Source organism: Bacillus sp. FSL R7-0672, assembly GCF_038601465.1.
GTDB lineage: Bacteria > Bacillota > Bacilli > Bacillales > Bacillaceae > Bacillus > Bacillus pumilus.
This window is the reverse complement of the sequence record NZ_CP152010.1, coordinates 3,504,313-3,522,789: the sequence shown is the minus strand read 5'-3', so window position 1 is coordinate 3,522,789 and position 18,477 is coordinate 3,504,313. Positions and strand designations below refer to the sequence as shown.

Annotated in this window: 21 protein-coding genes; 17 read left to right on the top strand and 4 right to left on the bottom strand. The window is 42.8% G+C overall.

The features are described from left to right. Nucleotides 1–22: 22 nt before the first annotated feature. The 4 genes from nhaC (at nt 23) to MKY18_RS17975 (ending at nt 3,145) form a co-directional block, all read left to right on the top strand. Nucleotides 23–1,429, top strand: a complete 1,407-nt coding sequence (nhaC, locus tag MKY18_RS17990) for a Na+/H+ antiporter NhaC (RefSeq protein WP_342497626.1) — start codon at nt 23–25, stop codon at nt 1,427–1,429. A gap of 297 nt (nt 1,430–1,726) precedes the next feature. Then, nucleotides 1,727–2,152 (top strand): DUF5082 family protein, encoded by a 426-nt coding sequence (locus tag MKY18_RS17985; RefSeq protein ID WP_003215112.1) that lies wholly within the window; start codon nt 1,727–1,729, stop codon nt 2,150–2,152. Between the two features lie 27 nt (nt 2,153–2,179). Continuing rightward, nucleotides 2,180–2,443, top strand: coding sequence for a YwqI/YxiC family protein (locus tag MKY18_RS17980; RefSeq protein WP_065099246.1), 264 nt, complete (start codon nt 2,180–2,182; stop codon nt 2,441–2,443). A gap of 276 nt (nt 2,444–2,719) precedes the next feature. Further along, the gene (locus MKY18_RS17975) at nt 2,720–3,145 is read left to right on the top strand and encodes a DUF5082 family protein (protein WP_065099247.1); all 426 of its coding nucleotides are present in this window, start codon (nt 2,720–2,722) and stop codon (nt 3,143–3,145) included. 45 nt (nt 3,146–3,190) lie between these two features. Here MKY18_RS17975 and MKY18_RS17970 read toward each other — a convergent pair whose 3' ends face one another. Beyond that, nucleotides 3,191–3,403, bottom strand: a complete 213-nt coding sequence (locus tag MKY18_RS17970; RefSeq protein ID WP_342497625.1) for a hypothetical protein — start codon at nt 3,401–3,403, stop codon at nt 3,191–3,193. Nucleotides 3,404–3,539: 136 nt separating this feature from the next. Between MKY18_RS17970 and MKY18_RS17965 the strand changes: the two genes are divergently transcribed. The 8 genes from MKY18_RS17965 (at nt 3,540) to MKY18_RS17930 (ending at nt 10,882) form a co-directional block, all read left to right on the top strand. Continuing rightward, entirely contained in the window at nt 3,540–5,498 is a 1,959-nt protein-coding gene (locus MKY18_RS17965) for a BglG family transcription antiterminator (RefSeq protein ID WP_342497624.1), read from the top strand. A gap of 89 nt (nt 5,499–5,587) precedes the next feature. Beyond that, entirely contained in the window at nt 5,588–6,898 is a 1,311-nt protein-coding gene (locus MKY18_RS17960) for a PTS transporter subunit EIIC (RefSeq protein ID WP_342497623.1), read from the top strand. 100 nt (nt 6,899–6,998) lie between these two features. Beyond that, complete coding sequence (locus tag MKY18_RS17955) at nt 6,999–7,139, top strand: mannonate dehydratase (protein ID WP_342497622.1); 141 nt, start codon at nt 6,999–7,001, stop codon at nt 7,137–7,139. Then, nucleotides 7,136–8,569 (top strand): glycoside hydrolase family 1 protein, encoded by a 1,434-nt coding sequence (locus MKY18_RS17950; protein WP_342497621.1) that lies wholly within the window; start codon nt 7,136–7,138, stop codon nt 8,567–8,569. Before MKY18_RS17955 ends, MKY18_RS17950 begins: the two co-directional genes overlap by 4 nt. A gap of 12 nt (nt 8,570–8,581) precedes the next feature. After that, a complete protein-coding gene (locus MKY18_RS17945; protein WP_044140307.1) occupies nt 8,582–8,905 on the top strand; it encodes a PTS sugar transporter subunit IIB in 324 nt (107 codons plus the stop codon). 19 nt (nt 8,906–8,924) lie between these two features. Next, a complete protein-coding gene (locus MKY18_RS17940; protein WP_024423898.1) occupies nt 8,925–9,254 on the top strand; it encodes a PTS lactose/cellobiose transporter subunit IIA in 330 nt (109 codons plus the stop codon). Between the two features lie 65 nt (nt 9,255–9,319). Then, entirely contained in the window at nt 9,320–10,174 is an 855-nt protein-coding gene (locus tag MKY18_RS17935) for a polysaccharide deacetylase family protein (protein ID WP_113767889.1), read from the top strand. Between the two features lie 339 nt (nt 10,175–10,513). Then, on the top strand, nt 10,514–10,882 hold the full coding sequence (locus MKY18_RS17930; RefSeq protein WP_106066370.1) for a VOC family protein: 369 nt from the start codon (nt 10,514–10,516) through the stop codon (nt 10,880–10,882). A gap of 55 nt (nt 10,883–10,937) precedes the next feature. On the opposite strand, the gene ribD is transcribed toward MKY18_RS17930, so the two are convergent. The 3 genes from ribD to MKY18_RS17915 are packed head-to-tail and all read right to left on the bottom strand — an operon-like array spanning nt 10,938 to nt 13,648. Beyond that, the gene (gene ribD, locus MKY18_RS17925; RefSeq protein WP_044140304.1) at nt 10,938–12,029 is read right to left on the bottom strand and encodes a bifunctional diaminohydroxyphosphoribosylaminopyrimidine deaminase/5-amino-6-(5-phosphoribosylamino)uracil reductase RibD; all 1,092 of its coding nucleotides are present in this window, start codon (nt 12,027–12,029) and stop codon (nt 10,938–10,940) included. Then, nucleotides 12,016–12,777, bottom strand: coding sequence for a GTP cyclohydrolase II (locus MKY18_RS17920; protein ID WP_044140303.1), 762 nt, complete (start codon nt 12,775–12,777; stop codon nt 12,016–12,018). Before MKY18_RS17920 ends, ribD begins: the two co-directional genes overlap by 14 nt. Then, nucleotides 12,755–13,648 (bottom strand): VOC family protein, encoded by an 894-nt coding sequence (locus MKY18_RS17915; RefSeq protein WP_113767888.1) that lies wholly within the window; start codon nt 13,646–13,648, stop codon nt 12,755–12,757. The genes MKY18_RS17920 and MKY18_RS17915 overlap by 23 nt, the downstream gene beginning before the upstream one ends. A 175-nt stretch (nt 13,649–13,823) precedes the next feature. On the opposite strand from MKY18_RS17915, the gene MKY18_RS17910 reads away from it, so the two are divergent. From MKY18_RS17910 to isdE, 5 genes are all read left to right on the top strand, one after another. After that, on the top strand, nt 13,824–14,156 hold the full coding sequence (locus tag MKY18_RS17910; protein ID WP_106065983.1) for a helix-turn-helix domain-containing protein: 333 nt from the start codon (nt 13,824–13,826) through the stop codon (nt 14,154–14,156). Nucleotides 14,157–14,525: 369 nt separating this feature from the next. Further along, nucleotides 14,526–14,984, top strand: a complete 459-nt coding sequence (locus MKY18_RS17905) for an NEAT domain-containing protein (protein WP_342487564.1) — start codon at nt 14,526–14,528, stop codon at nt 14,982–14,984. Between the two features lie 20 nt (nt 14,985–15,004). Then, complete coding sequence (isdC, locus tag MKY18_RS17900; protein WP_044140380.1) at nt 15,005–15,661, top strand: heme uptake protein IsdC; 657 nt, start codon at nt 15,005–15,007, stop codon at nt 15,659–15,661. An 18-nt stretch (nt 15,662–15,679) separates the two neighbouring features. Next, complete coding sequence (locus tag MKY18_RS17895; RefSeq protein WP_342497620.1) at nt 15,680–17,488, top strand: NEAT domain-containing protein; 1,809 nt, start codon at nt 15,680–15,682, stop codon at nt 17,486–17,488. Between the two features lie 75 nt (nt 17,489–17,563). Beyond that, nucleotides 17,564–18,451, top strand: a complete 888-nt coding sequence (gene isdE, locus MKY18_RS17890; protein ID WP_268453235.1) for a heme ABC transporter substrate-binding protein IsdE — start codon at nt 17,564–17,566, stop codon at nt 18,449–18,451. Nucleotides 18,452–18,477 lie beyond the last annotated feature (26 nt).

Genomic DNA, 18,477 nt, shown 5'->3' with positions numbered 1-18,477 from the left:
CGCACAAAGGGAGGAAACAACATTGAAATCGGTTCGCTTGCCATCTATGGTGGAGATCATCGCTGTACTAGGTTTATTTTTGGCGATTGTCTTATCATTTACTATTTATTTTAACTTAGATATTCAACTGGCTTTATTTATTTCATGGTTTCTAGCAATTGGGCTTGGTCTTCATTTAGGACACGCTTATAAGGATTTACAAAGTGCTATTACAAAGGGGATATCAAATGGATTAGAAGCCGTTTTGATTTTACTTGCTGTAGGTGCTTTAATTGGAACCTGGATCGCTGGCGGAGTAGTACCGACACTGATCTATTATGGACTTGAATTTATTCATCCAAATATCTTCTTATTGGCCACACTCATTATTTGTGCGATTATGTCTGTCGCTACAGGTACATCATGGGGAACAGTTGGTACAGCTGGTATTGCTATGATTGCCATTGGTGAAGGTTTAGGAATTCCGCTACCAATCGTTGCAGGTGCCGTATTGTCAGGTGCTTATTTTGGGGACAAGCTTTCTCCACTGTCAGATAGTACAGTTCTCGCCTCGTCCTTATCAAAGGTTGAAGTTCTGGCTCATGTAAGAGCGATGATGGTCTTATCTATACCTGCTTTTGTTATTACAGCTATCATGTTTACGGTCACTGGCTTTATCTATGGAGGACGTAATATTGATCAAGAGAAGGTTGAATACTTAAAGAATGCGTTGCTTGATACATTCAACATTAATGTATGGATGCTTATTCCAGCTCTAATTGTTGTGGTTTTACTTGTAATGAAAAAGCCTGCTCTACCGGTTATTGCAATTGGTGCTTTGTTTGGGGCAATCTGGGCCTTTGCTTTTCAGGGTGCGAATCCTAGTGATGCAATCGGTGCAGCATACAATGGATTTTCAATTCAATCAGATGTAGACTTCTTGAACCAACTACTTAATCGTGGTGGAATGGTCAATATGCTTGGCTCTTTGGTAGTGATTATCCTTGGGCTTGGTTTTGGGGGAGTATTGGAACATCTGGGTGTATTGAAAGTCATTGTCTCAACCTTTGAGAAAAAGCTTCACAATGCGGGAAATGTTACTCTTTCCACTATTCTTGTTGCATTCTTTGCCAACGTTTTTGGATGTGCAATGTATGTATCAATTATCCTTACACCGAAAATTATGGAAAAGAGCTATGATAAATTAAAGTTAGACAGACGAGTTTTATCCAGAAACTCAGAGGTCGGTGGTACGCTGACGTCAGGAATGGTTCCTTGGTCAGATAACGGGATTTACATGGCGGGAATTCTAGGCGTATCGACATTCTCTTATTTACCATTTATGTGGTTGAGCTTTGTTGCCATTGCTCTTGCTATTATTTACGGATATACAGGCAAATTCATCTGGTACGTTAAGAATCCACAAGAATCAGAAGAATCAGCTTCATAAGCCGTTTACAAAAGCCGCTCCTCAACCGGGCGGCTTTTGTTTGTCCTAGGTCTGTATGACTATATGTGACATATAGCCAAGAATCATGAATTAAGACCCCTTATAAAAGAGGTCTTAAGGGGTAATGTGAAGCAGAGTGAAAGCATATTTATCCCATAAAAAGGGCACAAATCCCTATTCAAACATGAGTCTTTGAACCTTATAATAACAATATTGGAAAAAGTGCTATTCACCTTACGCTCGTTTAGAGGAACTCTAAGCAGCGTTTTTATTTTTTGTCAGGAGGAGGAACCCATAATGAGCTTATCAAATATGCTGTCTGCCCTAAACGGTGGCATTACAAGTAAAAAAGCAGAAATCGAAGAGAAAATCGCTCGACTGAAAAAGGCGAAAAGTAAGGTCGAACGTGAACAAGATGCGGCAGAGACAGACCTGAAGCAAATCAAGCAGCCAAAGCTTGGGACCTCTTGGAAAGGTGAGCGAAGCCAGGATTTCAAATCAGAGCGGAATGAAGCACATGATGCGCTGCAAACGATTGTGAACGACAAGTACCCACGCTACGTGAGCCGCATCGAATTCAAAATCAGTACGTTAGAAGCCGAACAAGCTGCGTTATCCTTTGCCAGTTCCTTAGCTGGAGACGCCGCACGTCTTGCTGAAAAAGGAGAAGACGCAGTAGAGGACGCCAAACGCTTGATCTCAAAAGCATGGAGCAGCTTATAAGCTTGAACAAATCTGGAGGATATCACGATGGGACAAATTAAGTTAAACTACCAAACAGTTATGGATCAACTAGATGAAGTCTCCCAAGCAGTCGAAGCATTAACGATGAAAAAAGCAGCAGATAAAGCAGGTGAAAACAGCCTTGAATTTGTGACCAAGTGGACGACACGCGAAGCAGAGGTTAACGAAATGGTTTCAAGTTTTAAAGAAGCCTTAACTAAAAATGTCCAAGACACACGCTCGAATGTGAATACCTTAAAAGAACAGGATGAAGCGATTGCCGCAAAATAATGGCAATCGTTTTCTTATGGATTTCACAGAAATATATATATATCTAAAGACTCATATATAATTCAGGATGTACGACCTTGTATTATTCCGTTTTTCTTCCAAACACGTCACTAAAAGGACACCTTTTCCCTATTTAAGACTGAGGCTTTTCACCTTATACTATACTTAATGAAAGCAAAACGATAGAAATGTCAGGTTTGGAGAAATCAAGTGAGTTGATCGTTTCCAAGGCTCTGATGCTGTGCTTTCGTATGAGGTCCGATAGAGGTGGATGACATGAGTTTATCCGAGATGCTACACCATCTGCATATGGGAATTGAAAACAGACGTGCAGAATTTGATGACATGATCTCTCGGTTAAAGACAGCCAAAAGCAATATTCGAACAGAACAAGATCTTGCGCAGTCAGACATAAAGGAAATCAAGAAACCTGCTCTAGATTCGTCATGGAAAGGTGAGAGAGGAACCGACTTTCATCGCCACCGAAAAGATGCCTATCATGTAATGCATGACATCGTGAACAATGAGTATGAAAAATATATCACAGAGATTGATCAAAAAATCTTGCACTTTGAATTAAAAAAAATGGAGCTGGCTGTTGCCAGTAACTTTGCCGGAAGAGCCCAGGACGTGATGGAAAAGGGTGAGGATTTTGCACTCGATGTTAAACATCTGATTGAACGGGGCTGGAAGGCTCTTTAAAATAATAAAAACAGCCGTCTCATCAGTGAGCGGCTGTTTTTTTATTTAGTCACATCCACCGCCACTATCCCCGGAATCTCCCCCGCAGGAGGCATCAGAAGCGTGATGAGTATAAGAATCAGTATATGTACTTGTTGTTGAACTGTGATGTGAAGAACGCTTAGCAGAAATACGCTTATCCTTTGATGTGAATAAATGGGCAATGATTGCTCCTAAAGAAGCCAATATGATCATAACAACAAACATAAAAGAACCCATGATGCATCCCTCCTCTTGTTTCCTATTCATACGAATGAGCCATATCGTGGTTCCCGATTTGAAAGAAAAACTGGGCAAAGAGTTCTATTTTCGTTTATGATGATAGGCAAAAGTAAATGCCAAGGGAGGAGAGCCTATGCTATCTCTACGTCAGGAGGAGCTGCTGAAACGACTGATGCAAGCGGAACAGGAACTGACTAGTGAAGAAATTGCCCGCATGATTGGCGTCACATCAAGAACCATCCGAACAGATATGAAAGCGCTTAAATATATTTTGGATGAACATGGAGCCGTACTACATATCAAACGCGGGGCAGGGTATACATTGACCGTAGAGGATTATGGGTCTTTTCGTACATTTTTGAAAAAGTCATTGGGAGAAAGAAACGAAAAAAAGGAACAGACCATACCCAATCAGCCTGAGGACCGTGTAGCCTATCTATTGAAAAGGCTGCTTCTGTCAGAAGACTATATCAAGTTAGAAGCGCTGGCAGAGGAATTATTTGTAAGTGAATCGACAGTGAAAAATGATTTGAAAGCGGTCAGACATTTGTTTTCATTACATGGACTTTCTGTGTCACATCGTCCTAAATATGGACTGCGGCTGACAGGGGATGAAATGAAATTAAGATATTGTATGGCTGAGCATGTGTTTCAGCAAGCGCATGCGAACCCTGCGCTGTTACCTGAAGAAACGTATCAATTGATTCAGGATATCGTGCGTTCACGTACAAAAGCTAGCGGACTTCATCTATCAGAAATCGGTTTAAGTAACTTAGTCACCCACATCGCCATTGCATGCAAACGAATTGAAGAGAAAAAACTGGTCATGATGCCAGAAACGGAATTAAAAGAGATTCAAGTGCAGCCTGTTTTCCAAGTAGCTCAACAAATGGCAGAGGATATTCGGCATGTTCTAGCGATTGATTTTCCATTATCTGAAATGGCGTATATTGCGATTCACTTGATGGGAGCGAAGATGATGGCATACGGAGATACCGGTCATATGCTATTTCATCTTCTAGACGAAGATCACTTTCGCTTCATCCACCAACTGCTTGCTTATGTAGAGGAGCACATGTCACTTGATATTCAATTTGATAAAGAGTTAATCGTTGGATTAAGTCTTCATTTACGTTCCGCTATTCATCGTTTTAGGTACGGTATGAACATTCGTAACCCTTATTTAACGGACATTAAAAGGCATTATCCCATTGCATTTGAAGCTGGCATCTATATGGGGAGATGGATGAGAGAAAAAGAGGGGATTGAGATTCATGAGGATGAGATTGGGTATTTGGCGCTTCATATCGGAGCCGCAATCGAGCGGACAAAATCACAGCATGTGAGAAAGAGATGTCTTATTGTATGTGCGACGGGTGTCGCAAGCAGTCAGCTCCTTCTTCATAAGCTGACAGCGGCTTTTAGCGAAAGGCTGGAGATCGCTGGCACTGCAAGTGTTGTGGAAATTCTTTCATATGATTTGAGAAGCATTGATTTTATTATTAGTACCATTCCGCTTCAGAACACGTTGCCGGTGCCAGTGATTGATGTACATACCATTCTAAGTGACGATGATATTGTGCGGCTGAAACGGTTTGTGCAGGGCGCGCAGGATACAGGGGTTTTGCGGTATGTGAGTCCGGCGCTGACATTTTTTCAGCAAGACCTTCAATCAAGGGAAGAGGTACTGCAATTTTTCGTAAACGTGCTCAAGGAACAGGATCGCATCCCGGAAGAGTTTGAACAATTATTGCTTGAAAGAGAGCAAGTGTCACCGACATCGTTCGGTCATTTGGTTGCGATTCCCCATCCGATGAAGCCGGCAACAGATGACACGTTTTGTGCGATCTGTACGTTGAAAAAACCGGTGCTGTGGGGTGAAAATCGGGTACAATTCGTTTGTTTGTTGAGTATCCAGAAGACGTATCAAAAAGAATTACAGTCACTTTATCAATTTCTTGTACGGCTGACAGAGCGCAAGGAAGTGGTGGAGCAACTCATCAAGGCCGCTTCATTTGAGGAACTGACGGCGGCGCTTCAAGTATTGGAGCATCCGAATGAAAAAACGGGACACCCATTTCCGCATCTGTGAGGAAAAAGATTAGATGTTAATGAAAGCGCTTTTAAAATAACATCAAAAAGGAGGATGATCACGAGTTTTTGCAAAGGGGGAGACAGATCATGAGCTTCAAGGAGAAAGCGGCAGACGTCATGGGGAATGTGGCTTATCGCATCACGAATCAGAAGTATATTATGGCGATTAAACAGGCATTTGTCACACTGATGCCAATCATCATTACAGGGGCTTTTGCTGTATTGGTGGCAAATATGATCATGAGCCCGGAAACAGGGCTTGCTCATTTTGAGATGTTCAGATTTTTAGCGGCGCTTCAACCAATTATGAAGGCAATCAATTATGCGACGCTGAACTTTTTAACGATTGGGGCTGTGTTCCTCATCGGGATAGAGCTTGGGAAAATCAACGGGCACAAGTCCCTGTTCCCAGGGTTGATGGCATTGATTTCATTTATATCTGTTATTCCAACGACACTTCTTCTTGAAGTGGATGGATCGATGCGTGAAGTTGTAGATGTAATGGCAAGGCAATTTTCCGATCCAAAAAGTTTATTTTTAGGGATGATCATTGCGATCGTATCTGTGGAAATCTTTTGTAAGCTGACCGAGGTGAAATGGCTGCAAATCAAGATGCCAGATTCTGTTCCATCGAATGTGGCAACATCTTTTTCATCACTTTTTCCTTCGATTATTACGATTACGATCATTAGTTCATTCGGCTTTGCATTTCATCGTTTGACAGGCATTTATTTGCATGAAGCAGTGTATAACGTGGTGCAACGCCCGCTAGAAAGTGTTGTACAGGGTCTACCAGGGATTTTAACGTTGATGTTTGTGGCACAATTCTTCTGGGTGATCGGCATCCATGGCAACCAGATGATCAAACCGATCCGGGAGCCGCTCTTATTAGGATCGATTGCAGTGAATATGACAGCATTTCAAGAAGGAAAAGAGATTCCGAATATCATCACGATGCCATTTTGGGATGTGTATATGAGCATCGGTGGTTCAGGTGTGACCATTGGGCTTTTGATTGCGATTTTTATTGCTGGAAGAAGGGAAGAGATGCGAAGTATTGCCAAGCTCTCATCTGGTCCGGGTCTCTTCAACATCAATGAACCCGTTATTTTTGGCTTACCTGTCATGTTAAACCCTGTGATGGCAATTCCATTTATCGTCACACCACTTGTGACAGGAACGATTGGTTACATTGCGACGGCTACAGGGTTTGCTGGAAAAGCCGTCGTGATGGTGCCGTGGACGACACCACCGATTGTGAATGCATGGCTGTCCACCGCTGGCAGCATGGGGGCTGTCATCACACAGCTCATCTGTATTGTGGTCGCAGTCTTCATCTATTTGCCATTTGTTCTCTTGTCTAACCGTAAACCAGAAGTGGCACCAGATTCAGAATAAAAGGAGAGGCATGAATGAACATGCAATTCAGGTGGTACGGGGAGGATGATCCCATTTCACTTGACCGTAAATATACGAAAAAAAGGCAGAAAGTCTCAATATGGGGACAATTGTGAAGGCTTTGTATGAAGAGGGCTTTGCTGGCTATGGTTTATATGATCGGGCGCTTGGGGCTATGTATTTGCAAGGAATTTGGGAAGGACTTCACGTTCAAACGAGGAAAGGGAAGGTGGCGACATGAACAGAATCGAGATTCCAAGAGATTTTATCCTAGGTGCTGCGGCCTCTGCTTGGCAAACGGAGGGATGGAAGGGAAAGCAAGCGCATCAGGACTCGTACATCGATTTATGGTATAAGAATGGGTATCACGTTTGGCACCAAGGATATGGCCCGGCTGGTGCGACGAACTTTTACGAGCGCTATCCAGAAGATGTAGCCCTTATGAAAGAAATCGGTCTGACTCATTATAGGACATCGATCAATTGGTCGAGGTTTCTCATCGATTACGAGAAGGGGATTGTGGATGAGGCATATGCCCGTTACATTGATGATTTGATCAATGAATTAATCGCAGCAGGTGTAGAGCCGATGTTTTGCTTAGAACATTATGAGCTTCCAGCCGTGCTGCTTGAAAAGTACGGCGGATGGTCATCAAAGCATGTCGTCGAACTGTTTGTTCTCTATGCGGAAAAGGTGTTTGAGCGATATGGAGACAGGGTCAAACATTGGTTTAGCTTTAATGAACCGATTGTTGTCCAAACACGCGTTTATCTTGATGCTATCCGGTATCCCTTTGAGCAAAATACGAAGAAATGGATGCAGTGGAACTATCATAAAGCGCTGGCAACAGCAAAAGTGGTGAAGCTGTTTCGGGAGATGGGATTGAAGGAATCAACAGGTGCAAAGATTGGGGTGATTCTCAATCCAGAAGTGACGTATGCAAGATCCTCTGCTCCGCATGATCAAGAAGCGGCACGGATGTATGATTTGTTTTTCAATCGAGTGTTCTTAGATCCCTCCATCAAAGGGGAGTATCCAGAGGAATTGCTCGATGTGTTGAAAAAGCATGAGATTCATTTCGATGCGACAGAGGAAGAGCTTCAGGTCATCAAGAATCATACGGTTGATGTCGTTGGGCTCAACTTATACTATCCGCATCGTGTCAAAGCACCGAGTAAGGCGTGGAATGAGATGACGCCATTTCATCCGTCTTATTATTACGATATGTTTGAGCTTCCAGGAAGAAGAATGAATCCATTCAGAGGCTGGGAAATCTACCCGGACATTGTCTATGATATGGGCATGAGAATAAAAGAAGAATACGGAAATGTTGAGTGGTTTGTGGCCGAAAACGGCATGGGCGTAGAAAAGGAAGAACGGTTTAAAAAAGAAGACGGTATCATTGATGACCAGTATCGCATTTCCTTTATCAGCCAGCATCTGAAACGGGCACTTCAAGCGAAAGCAGAAGGCTCAAATTGCACGGGCTATATGCTGTGGGCTTTTACGGATAATGTATCGCCGATGAATGCCTTTAAAAACCGCTACGGATTAGTCGAAATTCAGCTGGAAAATGAACGGAATCGCCAGTTGAAGGCATCAGCGTATTGGTACCAGACATTAATTAAAACAAGGGAACTGAAGGCCCAAACAGAAGTCAACTATCGATAGGAGTGTTGGGATATGAAACGAATCATTCTCGCTTGTGCCGCAGGAATGTCGACATCCATTGTAGTGTCCAAGATGAAGGCAGCCGCAGAAGCGAAGGGGCTGGATTATGATATATACGCCATACCTGAAGGGGCTATTGCGGATGAATTAGAAGAGCATGGAGAAGATGTGCAGGTGATTTTACTTGGACCGCAAGTAAGCTTTATGAAAAAGGCAGCAGAAAAAACAGCGGCACCTTACCAAATACCTGTTGATGTCATCAATGTGAGATTATACGGAACAGCGAACGGAGAAAAAATACTAGAGCATGCTCTGAAACTAGCAAATGAATCTTAAGTAATTGGAGGAGAAGCAGATGACGGTATTAGAGGAAATGCAGGGAGCAGCCTTTCAAATTATTGCTCATGCAGGCGAGGCAAGAAGTCATTATGTTGAAGCCATTCGTCTAGCAAGAGCTGATGATTTTGAAAAAGCACAGCAGTTGATTGAAAAAGGGGAGGAAGCGTTTCGAAGCATCCACAACCTGCACTTGTCGCTGATCCAAAAAGAGGCAGCAGGAGAGCAGCTTCCCTTTTCTTTACTGCTGATACACGCAGAAGATCAAATGCTCACAACAGAGACCATTCATCTGCTTGCCATTGAAATGATTGAAATGTGTAAAAAAATGAACACCCTGTCAAAATAGATATCAGCTAGTAACCAATTTCTGTTATAATCATTCGATAGATAGAGAGAAAGCAGGATTGGTGAATGAAAAAAACATGTATGTGGATGACGGTTGGTCTTTTGGCGCTGCTCATTTCGGGCTGTATGGGAACGAAGGAGCAAACGGAAGGAAACCAGCAAGTGGTCAAAGAGGAAAAGGGTCCATTACGATTAAAAGAAACAGAAGAGATTCAGCAGACAGAAGCGGAAGTGATTGATACACAAAGCTGGATTGAGCAAAAGGAGCCGGTAGAGCTTCCGATTTTGATGTATCACAGCATCTCCAGCGGTAACTCGCTTCGTGTACCAAAGAGCGAGTTTGCGGCTCATATGAAATGGCTGAAGGACAACGACTATGTCACGCTGTCGCCAGAAGAAGCGTACCGCGTCTTCACAACAAATACGAAGCCAAGTGAAAAGTGTGTCCTCATTACATTCGATGATGGATATACCGATAACTATACAAAGGCATTTCCGATTTTAAAGCAGTATGGAATGAAAGCAACGATTTTCATGATTGAGCAATCCATTGGGCGCCCGAACCACTTAACGGATGAACAAATGGATGAAATGATTGCAAATGGGCTATCGATTGAGAGTCATACCATTCATCATTTAGAGCTTAATCGTTTATCAAGAGAGCAGCAGAAAGAGGAATTAAAAGGGTCAAAGGCATTCTTTGATCAACGTTTTTCTCAGCGTACGAGAATGGTCAGCTATCCTGTCGGGCGCTATAACGAAGACACGCTAAAGCTGGCGAAGCAAGCCGGTTATCAAATGGCTGTCACCACTGAACCAGGACATGCGAAGAAGGAACAGGGCATGATGTCCTTGCACCGTGTTCGCGTGTCACCGGGACTTTCACCCGAAAGCTTTGGCAGGCTGGTAGAAGGGAATTAACGATAAATGTTTCACATGAAACATTTTACGACAAGTTTCACCAAAATGAATCACTACACATGATATGTCTTGGTTTCAAATGTCATTACAAGAGACACTTAGATGGACAGAACTTTCATTACAATGGGAGTTCTGTTTTTGAAAAAAATTTTGCACTGTCATTTAGATGAAATCAATCAAACTCTACATCGTATGAAACACCTCACTGGAAGACTCCAAGTATCAAGCCCACCAATGAAGCAAAGAACAAAAATACCCAAGCGAATTTGCTCAGTATCACAAAAACTTAAGAAACACTTCATAGAAAAACCAATTGAGAAAAGAAAGGAAGAGAGGATTATGTCAAATTTTGTTGGAATCGATCATGTTCAATTAGCTGCCCCAAAAGGTAGTGAAGAGAAAGCACGTTTGTTTTTTGGCGGAATTTTAGGAATGGAGGAAATACCCAAGCCTAGTAATCTAGCTAAACGTGGAGGTGTCTGGTTTCAATGCGGTCATCATCAGCTTCACATTGGAATTCAGGATCATTTCCAAGCTGCAAAGAAAGCCCATCCAGCTTTTCTTGTAAAGAGTCTATCGGAATTAAAAAAGGCATTATTGAAGCACCACATTAGCATCAGAGAAGATGAGCCATTGGAAGGAGCCAGCCGGTTCTATGTAGAAGATCCCTTTGGGAATCGAATTGAATTTTTAGAGAGAACAGACTAAAAAAACTAGATTTTTAAAAACAAAAGGCGGCTTCTAAACAGCCGCCTTGTTTTTGTTATTGATAAACGGGATAGCCCGTTATTTTGATATCTTTCCCTAGTGTTTCTACTGAGAGTTGATCCAGTTCAATGGCATCACTCATGAGACGTATGCCTTCGCCTCCAAAAAAGGAAGGAGACAGCCTTCCGCCAATGAGTTTAGGTGCCATATAAATGACCAATTTATCTACAAGCTGCTGTTCTAAAAATGAAGCATTGATCTGGCCGCCGCCTTCAATCATGAGGGAGGAGACATTTCTTTCTCCCAGCATTTGAAGCACTTCTTGCAGGGGCACCCGCGTCTCGCTGTCTGTTACAAAGACGCTGACGCCGGCTGCTTCTAAAGCGGCTCGTTTTTCCTCATCGGCTTGCTTTGTTGTAAAGATCCATGTTGGTGCCATCTGATCAGTGACGATCTTTGCTGTCAGCGGTGTTGAGAGCTTAGAGTCTAAAACAATTCGAATCGGATGATGCCCATTTGGAATCCGTGCAGTTAGTGAAGGGTCGTCATGAATAACAGTTTGAGCACCGACCAAAATCGCATCATTGATACTGCGGATATGATGAGCATCATAACGGGATGTCTCAGATGTAATCCATTTGCTGTCAGACGTAGCAGACGCAATTTTTCCATCTAAGGTAATACCTGCCTTGAGCGTCACGAAAGGTGTTTTTTTCGTAATAAAATGATTAAACACTTCATTCATGAGAATGGATTCCTGCTCAAGTACGCCTGTAATCACTTGGATGCCAGCATCTTGTAAAATGGCGATTCCGCGGCCAGCGACAAGCGGGTTCGGGTCAAGTGCTGCCACGACAACGGTTTCGACGCCTGCTTTCACAAGTGCCTCCGCACAAGGACCTGTACGGCCATGGTGAGAGCAAGGCTCGAGGGTCACATAAATGGTGGCTCCTTTTGCCTTGTCTCCAGCCATTTTAAGTGCATGAATTTCAGCATGTGGTTCACCGGCTTTCATGTGAGCACCGACTCCAACAATTTCATTATCGCGCACAATCACAGCCCCGACGAGCGGGTTCGGTGATGTCTGTCCTTTCATTGCACGTGCATTTTCTAGGGCTAGATTCATATATCGCTCATGATGTGGCAATCGTATGCACCTCTTGCTCCGCCTTCATATGACCTGAGCGGTTGATTTTTGTCTGCAAGTATTTTTCATTAAACTCTGAGACATCACCCCAAAGCGGAATACGTCCAGAAAGAGATAAACCTGCATGGCTGATGGCATCTGTCTTTTTCGGATTATTGGTAATGAGTCTGACTGGCTTTGTACGAAGTGTTTGAAGAACCGCGATGGCTTCTTCATATTGACGCGTGTCATCTTCAAAGCCGAGTGCTTCGTTCGCTTCTACTGTATCGTAGCCGTTTTCTTGGAGGATATAAGCCATGGCTTTCGTGAAAAGTCCAATACCGCGGCCTTCATGGTTGGCTAAATAAAACAGGGCACCTGCACCATTGTCCTCAATCATTCGCATGGACTGCTTCAATTGGAATCCGCAGTCGCAGCGCTTGCTTCCGAAAATATCACCAGTGTGACAAATGGAATGCATGCGGATAAGGGCTTCGTCAGCGTGCTCGAAATCTCCATACACTAGCACGCTTGACTGCTGATGATCGGCAAGCTGGCGGGACGAGAGGCTTTCGATTAAAGCTTCATCTGACAATGGCTCTAACCCATCGTCTTTTAACCATGAATACCAGTTGAACATCACCGTTCTGCCGTCTAAATTCACTGGCAATTTAATGGGTCCAGTGATATATATATACCCGTCCTCTTGCTGTACTCGTTTGATTTTATCTTTTAAAATGGCTGTTTTAAGATCTGTGTGTTTGTCCATATTCTGCACCTTCTTTTTTGTCTGTTTCTTCAATCTGTAAACGAACGAGAACGCCAAATGGATCAACAAATTCGTTACTTTTTCCTATTGTTTTCACTTGAGTGCCTGCTGTTGTTAGACGCTCAACGACGGACTGTCTGTCTGCTTCTTGTGGGAATACGAGTGTATAGCTTCTAATTCCTGAAAAACGTGGATCAATGGCTCCTTTTCGTCCGCGTCCCCATGCATTAAAGGCAAGGTGATGGTGGTACACACCAGCGGCGATAAATACGCTTGCTGGTGGAGCCATTCGGATATGAAAACCGAGCGTATTGACATAAAAGGAATCAGCTTCTTCTGGGTTCAGATGGAAATGTAAGTGTCCCATCACTGTGCCAGCCGGAAGTCCTTCCCACGTCGTATCAGCGGCTTCTTGCAGGAGACCATCTCCATCAAGAGGTGCATTTCCGCCACCTTTCAGTTCCCCATGCTCACCTACCCAAACGTCCTCAGGGCGATCAGCATATATTTCTACGCCAATGCCGTCAGGGTCACTTAAATAAATGGCTTCACTGAAAAAGTGATCGCTTGCTCCAATTAAAGGATAGCCTTTTTTCATCACATGTGCCAGCCATGTGCCCAGGTTTTTTCTGGTAGGTAATAAAACAGCAAAATGATAAAGTCCTGGCTCATGATCAGGCTTCTCCTTGAGCTGTGCATCTTCTTTTAACAAAAGAATGGGTTCCTTTGCATTGCTTCCAAGAGTTGTGGTGGATTCCGTCTGTTCTAATATGGTAAATCCTAAAATGTCTGTATAAAAAGGTAAAGAACGCTCAAAGCTGGATACATGTAACTCTGTTACACCCAATCTTAGCTTCTCAATTGTCTTCAAGCTCGGTCATCTCCTTCATGATATATGCATCGCATGTTCAAATGTTTTTGAAAATATATAAAAATGAATACCTTGTTACTTAAAGTAACTAAACTATATAATAGTTAGTTGCTTATTTCAAGTAATTAATTATGTTATAATGAAAAAAAGAGAGAAAAGCGGGAGGGAGTAAGATATGGCTCAAGTAGATGGCTGTCCAATCACAGATGCCATGGAGATTCTAGGCAAGAAGTGGGTCATTCTCATCATCAATCAGCTTCTGACAGGCCCTAAGCGTTTCTGTCAGCTTGAAAATGAAATGAACATCAGCGGACGATTATTATCAGAAAGGCTGAAGGATTTAGAAGCTGAAGGACTCGTTGAGAAAAACGTATACCCTGACATTCCAGTACGGATTGAATACGAATTAACAGCGCAAGGGAAGAAAATTGAGCCGATTATTCGTGAAATGTATGATTGGTCTTTAGAACGTAAAAACAGCAAAAAAGGGGAACATGTCCCTTCCTAATCGATTTCGATCAGTCTGTCTGATCGAAATTTTTTTGTGCGATTTTCCAGAAATCTAAGTCAATAGTATGAAAAATGATGTTGACAATAAATTCACTCATCATATAAGATCAAGAAGAAGAGGGTTCTTTTCCCTGTAATGGAATGGAGGTCATGCCATGGTATCATGAATGGGACAGATTGCCTAAAACACGTGTCAAATCATCATTTAGAAACAGACATCTTTGGCTTTCAGGAAGCAAAGATTTATTTTTTCAACTCAATTGATAATGATTATCATAATCATCTATAAGCGTGATCCAGCGCCTATGAAGGTTATTTTTTTATTATCCATTGAGAATAATTATCAATATCATTTAGGAGGGTTCACATGAAAGCCATTCGTTCAACATCACACGTATTATTGTTCTTTAGTTTTGTTCTATTATTTGCTCTAGCCCCGATTAGCTCAGCCTCAGCAGCAGGCTTAGCAGATGGTCAACATTCAGTACAATATGTGGTATGGAAGGCAGATAGCGATTCGACTTCAACAGCGAATACGTATTTTGAAAAACCAGCCAAGCTTGTTGTGAAGGAAGGAAAAATCAAAGCACAAGTCACGTTAACGAATAGCTCTTGGATCACAAGCTTTAAAACACTTGATCAAGGTGTCTACAAAGATGCGAAGGTGATTAATACAAACACAGCTGCGAATAAGAGAACAGTAGAATTCAACGTGAACAGCCTGACAGAAGTCGTACCAGCAAAAGTGAGCGTGACTGTACCGGTCATCGGATATACAGGCAATTATGACGTCCGTCTCAAGTTTGATGCAGCATCTGTTCAATAAAAAGGGAGGAAATTCGCTTGATGAAAAAAATGATGAGGCTATCAGTCTTCATGACCGCTTTATTATTGGCACTCATGCTGCCTTTTTCAAACGCACAGGCTGCCACGTTAAAGGATGGTACATACTCCGTCAACTATACTGTGCTGAAGGCTGAAGGAAATGCGGTCTCCATGGCAAATGATTACTGGCTGAAGCCAGCAAAAGTGATTGCAAAAAATGGGAAGCTGACAGTACAAATGACCATTAAAAATAGCAGCTGGGTGACGGAATTTAAAGTCCCCGAAAATGGCGGCTATGTCGATACAACGGTTCTCTCAACCAATAAAAAAGCCAACACAAGGATTGTTCAGTTCCAAGCTCAGAGCTTGTCTAAACCAATCAAGTCAAAAATTCATGTCACTGTAAAATCTGCTGATTATGATCATGATTATACCATTCAGCTGAAATTTGATGAGAGCAGTATCAAGTCACTTTCTTCTAACAGCTCAAACGAAACAGCGGGTGCAGCAGAAAATCATCAATCATCAAAGGAATCAACCAAAAAATCTGATTCATCCACTCATACGAAACAAGAAGAGAATCCTCAAACTGGTGATACAAACCAGACAGGGTGGCTCCTTGTGCTTGCTCTATGCTCAGGCGGATTTTTAGCAAGAAAGTGGATCATCAAGCATTAAGGAAGGAAGTGTCACCATTTGAAACGTCTTTTTCACCTAAAGGCAGCCATTCTGCTCGTTTTATTCAGTTTATTGACTGCATTTCAGATTCCTCAAGGAACGGCTCAAGCTGCATCATTTGTTGATGGTGAATACACGGTCGGATTCACTGTTTTAAAAAATGGCAGCACAGAAGCGTCCATGATGGATACGTATACAGAAAAGCCAGCTAAGCTGATTGTGGAAAATGGCAAGACGACTGCCTATGTCACACTGAAGCAAAGCAAAGAGATTACAGATTTCAAGGTCGAACAAAATGGCGCTCTTGTCACCACTGAAACCGTCAGTGAAGATGAAACTGCCAATACACGTGTGATCAAGTTTGATGTTGCCGACTTATCAGCCAAATTAAACGGCTGGGTGAAAATTTACTGGGATTTAGGCGGCCTTATTTATGACGAAGCTTATGACGTACAGCTTGCATTCGATCAAAGCAGCCTAACGCTCGTTACACCTGCAAAGCCAGACGATAACGAAACAAAACCAGATGACCAAACTGGCACAAAGCCAGACGATAACGAAACAAAACCAGATGACCAAACTGGCACAAAGCCAGACGATAGCGAAACAAAGCCAGATGATCAAAACGGTACAAAGCCAGATGATAGCGAAACAAAACCAGATGATCAAAATGGTACAAAGCCAGATGATTCTGCGCAAAATCAATTAAAAGATGGTGTGTATCGTGTCAATTACAGTGTGCTAAAAGGGGATGAGGACGAGGCATCTCGGATGAACCAATACTTCTCACATCCTGCATCCTTAACCGTCAAAAACGGAAAGCAAACCATTTCCTTTACGGTGAAGGACAATACGTCGGTTGCTTCTTTGAAAACAGAGAAAAACGGCTCTTATCAAGAAGTGAAAACCGTCAGCACAGATCAAGCAAAGAACACAAGAATCGTCTCATTTGATGTAGCTGATTTGAAAAAAGCTGTCAAAGGAAAAGTACACATTGTGGTGGCAGCTGCTCACTATGACCAAACCTACGATATTCGTTTTCAATTTGATTCAAAGAGTATCTCTCCACTTAAGGACGGTCAGGTAGAGGAAGAAACACCAGCCACTCCAGAAACACCAAAACCAAATACACCAGCACCAGAAACAAATAACGGTGGAGCTGGTCAAGAGACAGCTCAACTAAAAGATGGTGTATACAAGCTTCCTTTTTCAATGAAGAAAGCAGACAAGGATGAGCCTTCTCGAATGAACGATTACGTCGTGAGCCCTGCGACATTGGTGGTGAAAAATGGCCGCCATTTCGTTTCATATACAGTGAAGAACAGCTCAGCCATCACGTCCTTCCAAGTAGGGACAGGCGGGAAATATGAAGAGACTCTTGTCGCAAAAACAGATCAAAAAGCAGATACAAGAGTGATTCAATATGAAGCAAAAAGTTTAAGCAATGACCAGGCAGCACGCGTGAAAATTGACATTCCAGCTGCGAATTACCATGAGCAGTACGATGTCAAACTTGTTTATGACACAAAAGGCATCGCACTTGGTGAAGGAAGCGGAATTGCGACGGTTATTGGAGACGATGAGAGTATCGGCTTTGTCAAAAATCCAAATGATCGCGATTCTCAACCAAATCAACTTGAGAATTTAGCGCCAGAGGAAACAGGCGCAGAGCAGATGACATTTACGCCATCAGATGACCAAACCAAGTCTGAGACTGGACAGCTGAATCCGAAAACAGGAGATACCTCTCTTCTCTGGATGTATATTCTTTTATTCGGCGGGTCGTTATTCGTGCTCGTGAGAAAGTATCAAACTAAGGCAAGATAGATTGTTTATTTTAAGTGAGATGCGCCATTCAACTCGGCGCATCCACTCTCTTTTTTCGAAAGGAGGCTTCTGTTTTTGAAGCATCGAATGTTACGTTCCCTGATCGCTGCTTTAAGTGTGTGCGTGATCTTGTCAGGGTGCTCACAGTCGGCTGAAAGCTCAGCGAAAGGCAAGAAAAGCGCGGAATCAAGTGCGCGCATTGTGGCAACGACTGTAGCTGCTGTGGAGATCATGGATGCTTTAGAGGTGGATCTTGTCGGGGTGCCAACAAGTCAAAAATCCTTGCCAGCTCGTTACAAAGGACTGCCAGAAGTCGGCAACCCAATGAGCCCGGACATGGAAATCATCCAATCACTTCAACCGACAGATGTCCTGTCCGTTACAACCCTTCAATATGATTTAGAGACACCCTTTCAACAAGCAGGTGTCCCTGCCACATACTTAAATCTCGAGAGCATGGCTAACATGGAGAAGGCGATTACGAAGCTTGGAGCTCAGTATGACAGAAAGAAACAAGCCGAGCGCATTGTGTCTGACTTTGAGCAAAAAAAGAAAGACATACAAGAGAAGACGAAGGGAAAACGAAAGCCATCCGTTCTGATTTTGCTTGGTGTACCAGGCAGTTATTTGGTGGCGACAGAGCATTCATATATTGGTGATCTTGTGCGTATCGCAGGCGGAAAGAACATTGTCAAAGGCGAGAAGATGGAGTATTTGGCTTCCAATACGGAGTATTTACAAAAAGCCAATCCAGATATCATCCTCCGGGCCGCACATGGGATGCCAGATGAAGTCGTCCGCATGTTTGATCAAGAATTTAAAACAAATGACATTTGGAAGCATTTTCATGCAGTCAAGCAAGACCGGGTGTATGACCTCGAAGAAAGCTTATTCGGGACAACGGGCAATTTAAAGGCAGCAGAAGCACTAGATGAACTAACGCGTATGCTGTACCCGTCATAAGCGGCGAGTCTGAATGATAAAAGGAC

Excerpts from the sequence above, each read along its gene's own strand:
- MKY18_RS17955 (WP_342497622.1), top strand. The coding sequence starts at position 6,999 with ATGGGGACAATTGTGAAGGCTTTGTATGAAGAGGGCTTTGCTGGCTAT.
- MKY18_RS17945 (WP_044140307.1), top strand. The coding sequence starts at position 8,582 with ATGAAACGAATCATTCTCGCTTGTGCCGCAGGAATGTCGACATCCATT.
- MKY18_RS17980 (WP_065099246.1), top strand. The coding sequence starts at position 2,180 with ATGGGACAAATTAAGTTAAACTACCAAACAGTTATGGATCAACTAGAT.
- MKY18_RS17965 (WP_342497624.1), top strand. The coding sequence starts at position 3,540 with ATGCTATCTCTACGTCAGGAGGAGCTGCTGAAACGACTGATGCAAGCG.
- MKY18_RS17985 (WP_003215112.1), top strand. The coding sequence starts at position 1,727 with ATGAGCTTATCAAATATGCTGTCTGCCCTAAACGGTGGCATTACAAGT.
- MKY18_RS17935 (WP_113767889.1), top strand. The coding sequence starts at position 9,320 with ATGAAAAAAACATGTATGTGGATGACGGTTGGTCTTTTGGCGCTGCTC.
- isdC (WP_044140380.1), top strand. The coding sequence starts at position 15,005 with ATGAAAAAAATGATGAGGCTATCAGTCTTCATGACCGCTTTATTATTG.
- MKY18_RS17970 (WP_342497625.1), bottom strand. The coding sequence starts at position 3,403 with ATGGGTTCTTTTATGTTTGTTGTTATGATCATATTGGCTTCTTTAGGA.
- MKY18_RS17940 (WP_024423898.1), top strand. The coding sequence starts at position 8,925 with ATGACGGTATTAGAGGAAATGCAGGGAGCAGCCTTTCAAATTATTGCT.
- MKY18_RS17930 (WP_106066370.1), top strand. The coding sequence starts at position 10,514 with ATGTCAAATTTTGTTGGAATCGATCATGTTCAATTAGCTGCCCCAAAA.
- MKY18_RS17905 (WP_342487564.1), top strand. The coding sequence starts at position 14,526 with ATGAAAGCCATTCGTTCAACATCACACGTATTATTGTTCTTTAGTTTT.
- MKY18_RS17920 (WP_044140303.1), bottom strand. The coding sequence starts at position 12,777 with ATGGACAAACACACAGATCTTAAAACAGCCATTTTAAAAGATAAAATC.
- MKY18_RS17910 (WP_106065983.1), top strand. The coding sequence starts at position 13,824 with ATGGCTCAAGTAGATGGCTGTCCAATCACAGATGCCATGGAGATTCTA.
- MKY18_RS17960 (WP_342497623.1), top strand. The coding sequence starts at position 5,588 with ATGAGCTTCAAGGAGAAAGCGGCAGACGTCATGGGGAATGTGGCTTAT.
- MKY18_RS17975 (WP_065099247.1), top strand. The coding sequence starts at position 2,720 with ATGAGTTTATCCGAGATGCTACACCATCTGCATATGGGAATTGAAAAC.
- MKY18_RS17950 (WP_342497621.1), top strand. The coding sequence starts at position 7,136 with ATGAACAGAATCGAGATTCCAAGAGATTTTATCCTAGGTGCTGCGGCC.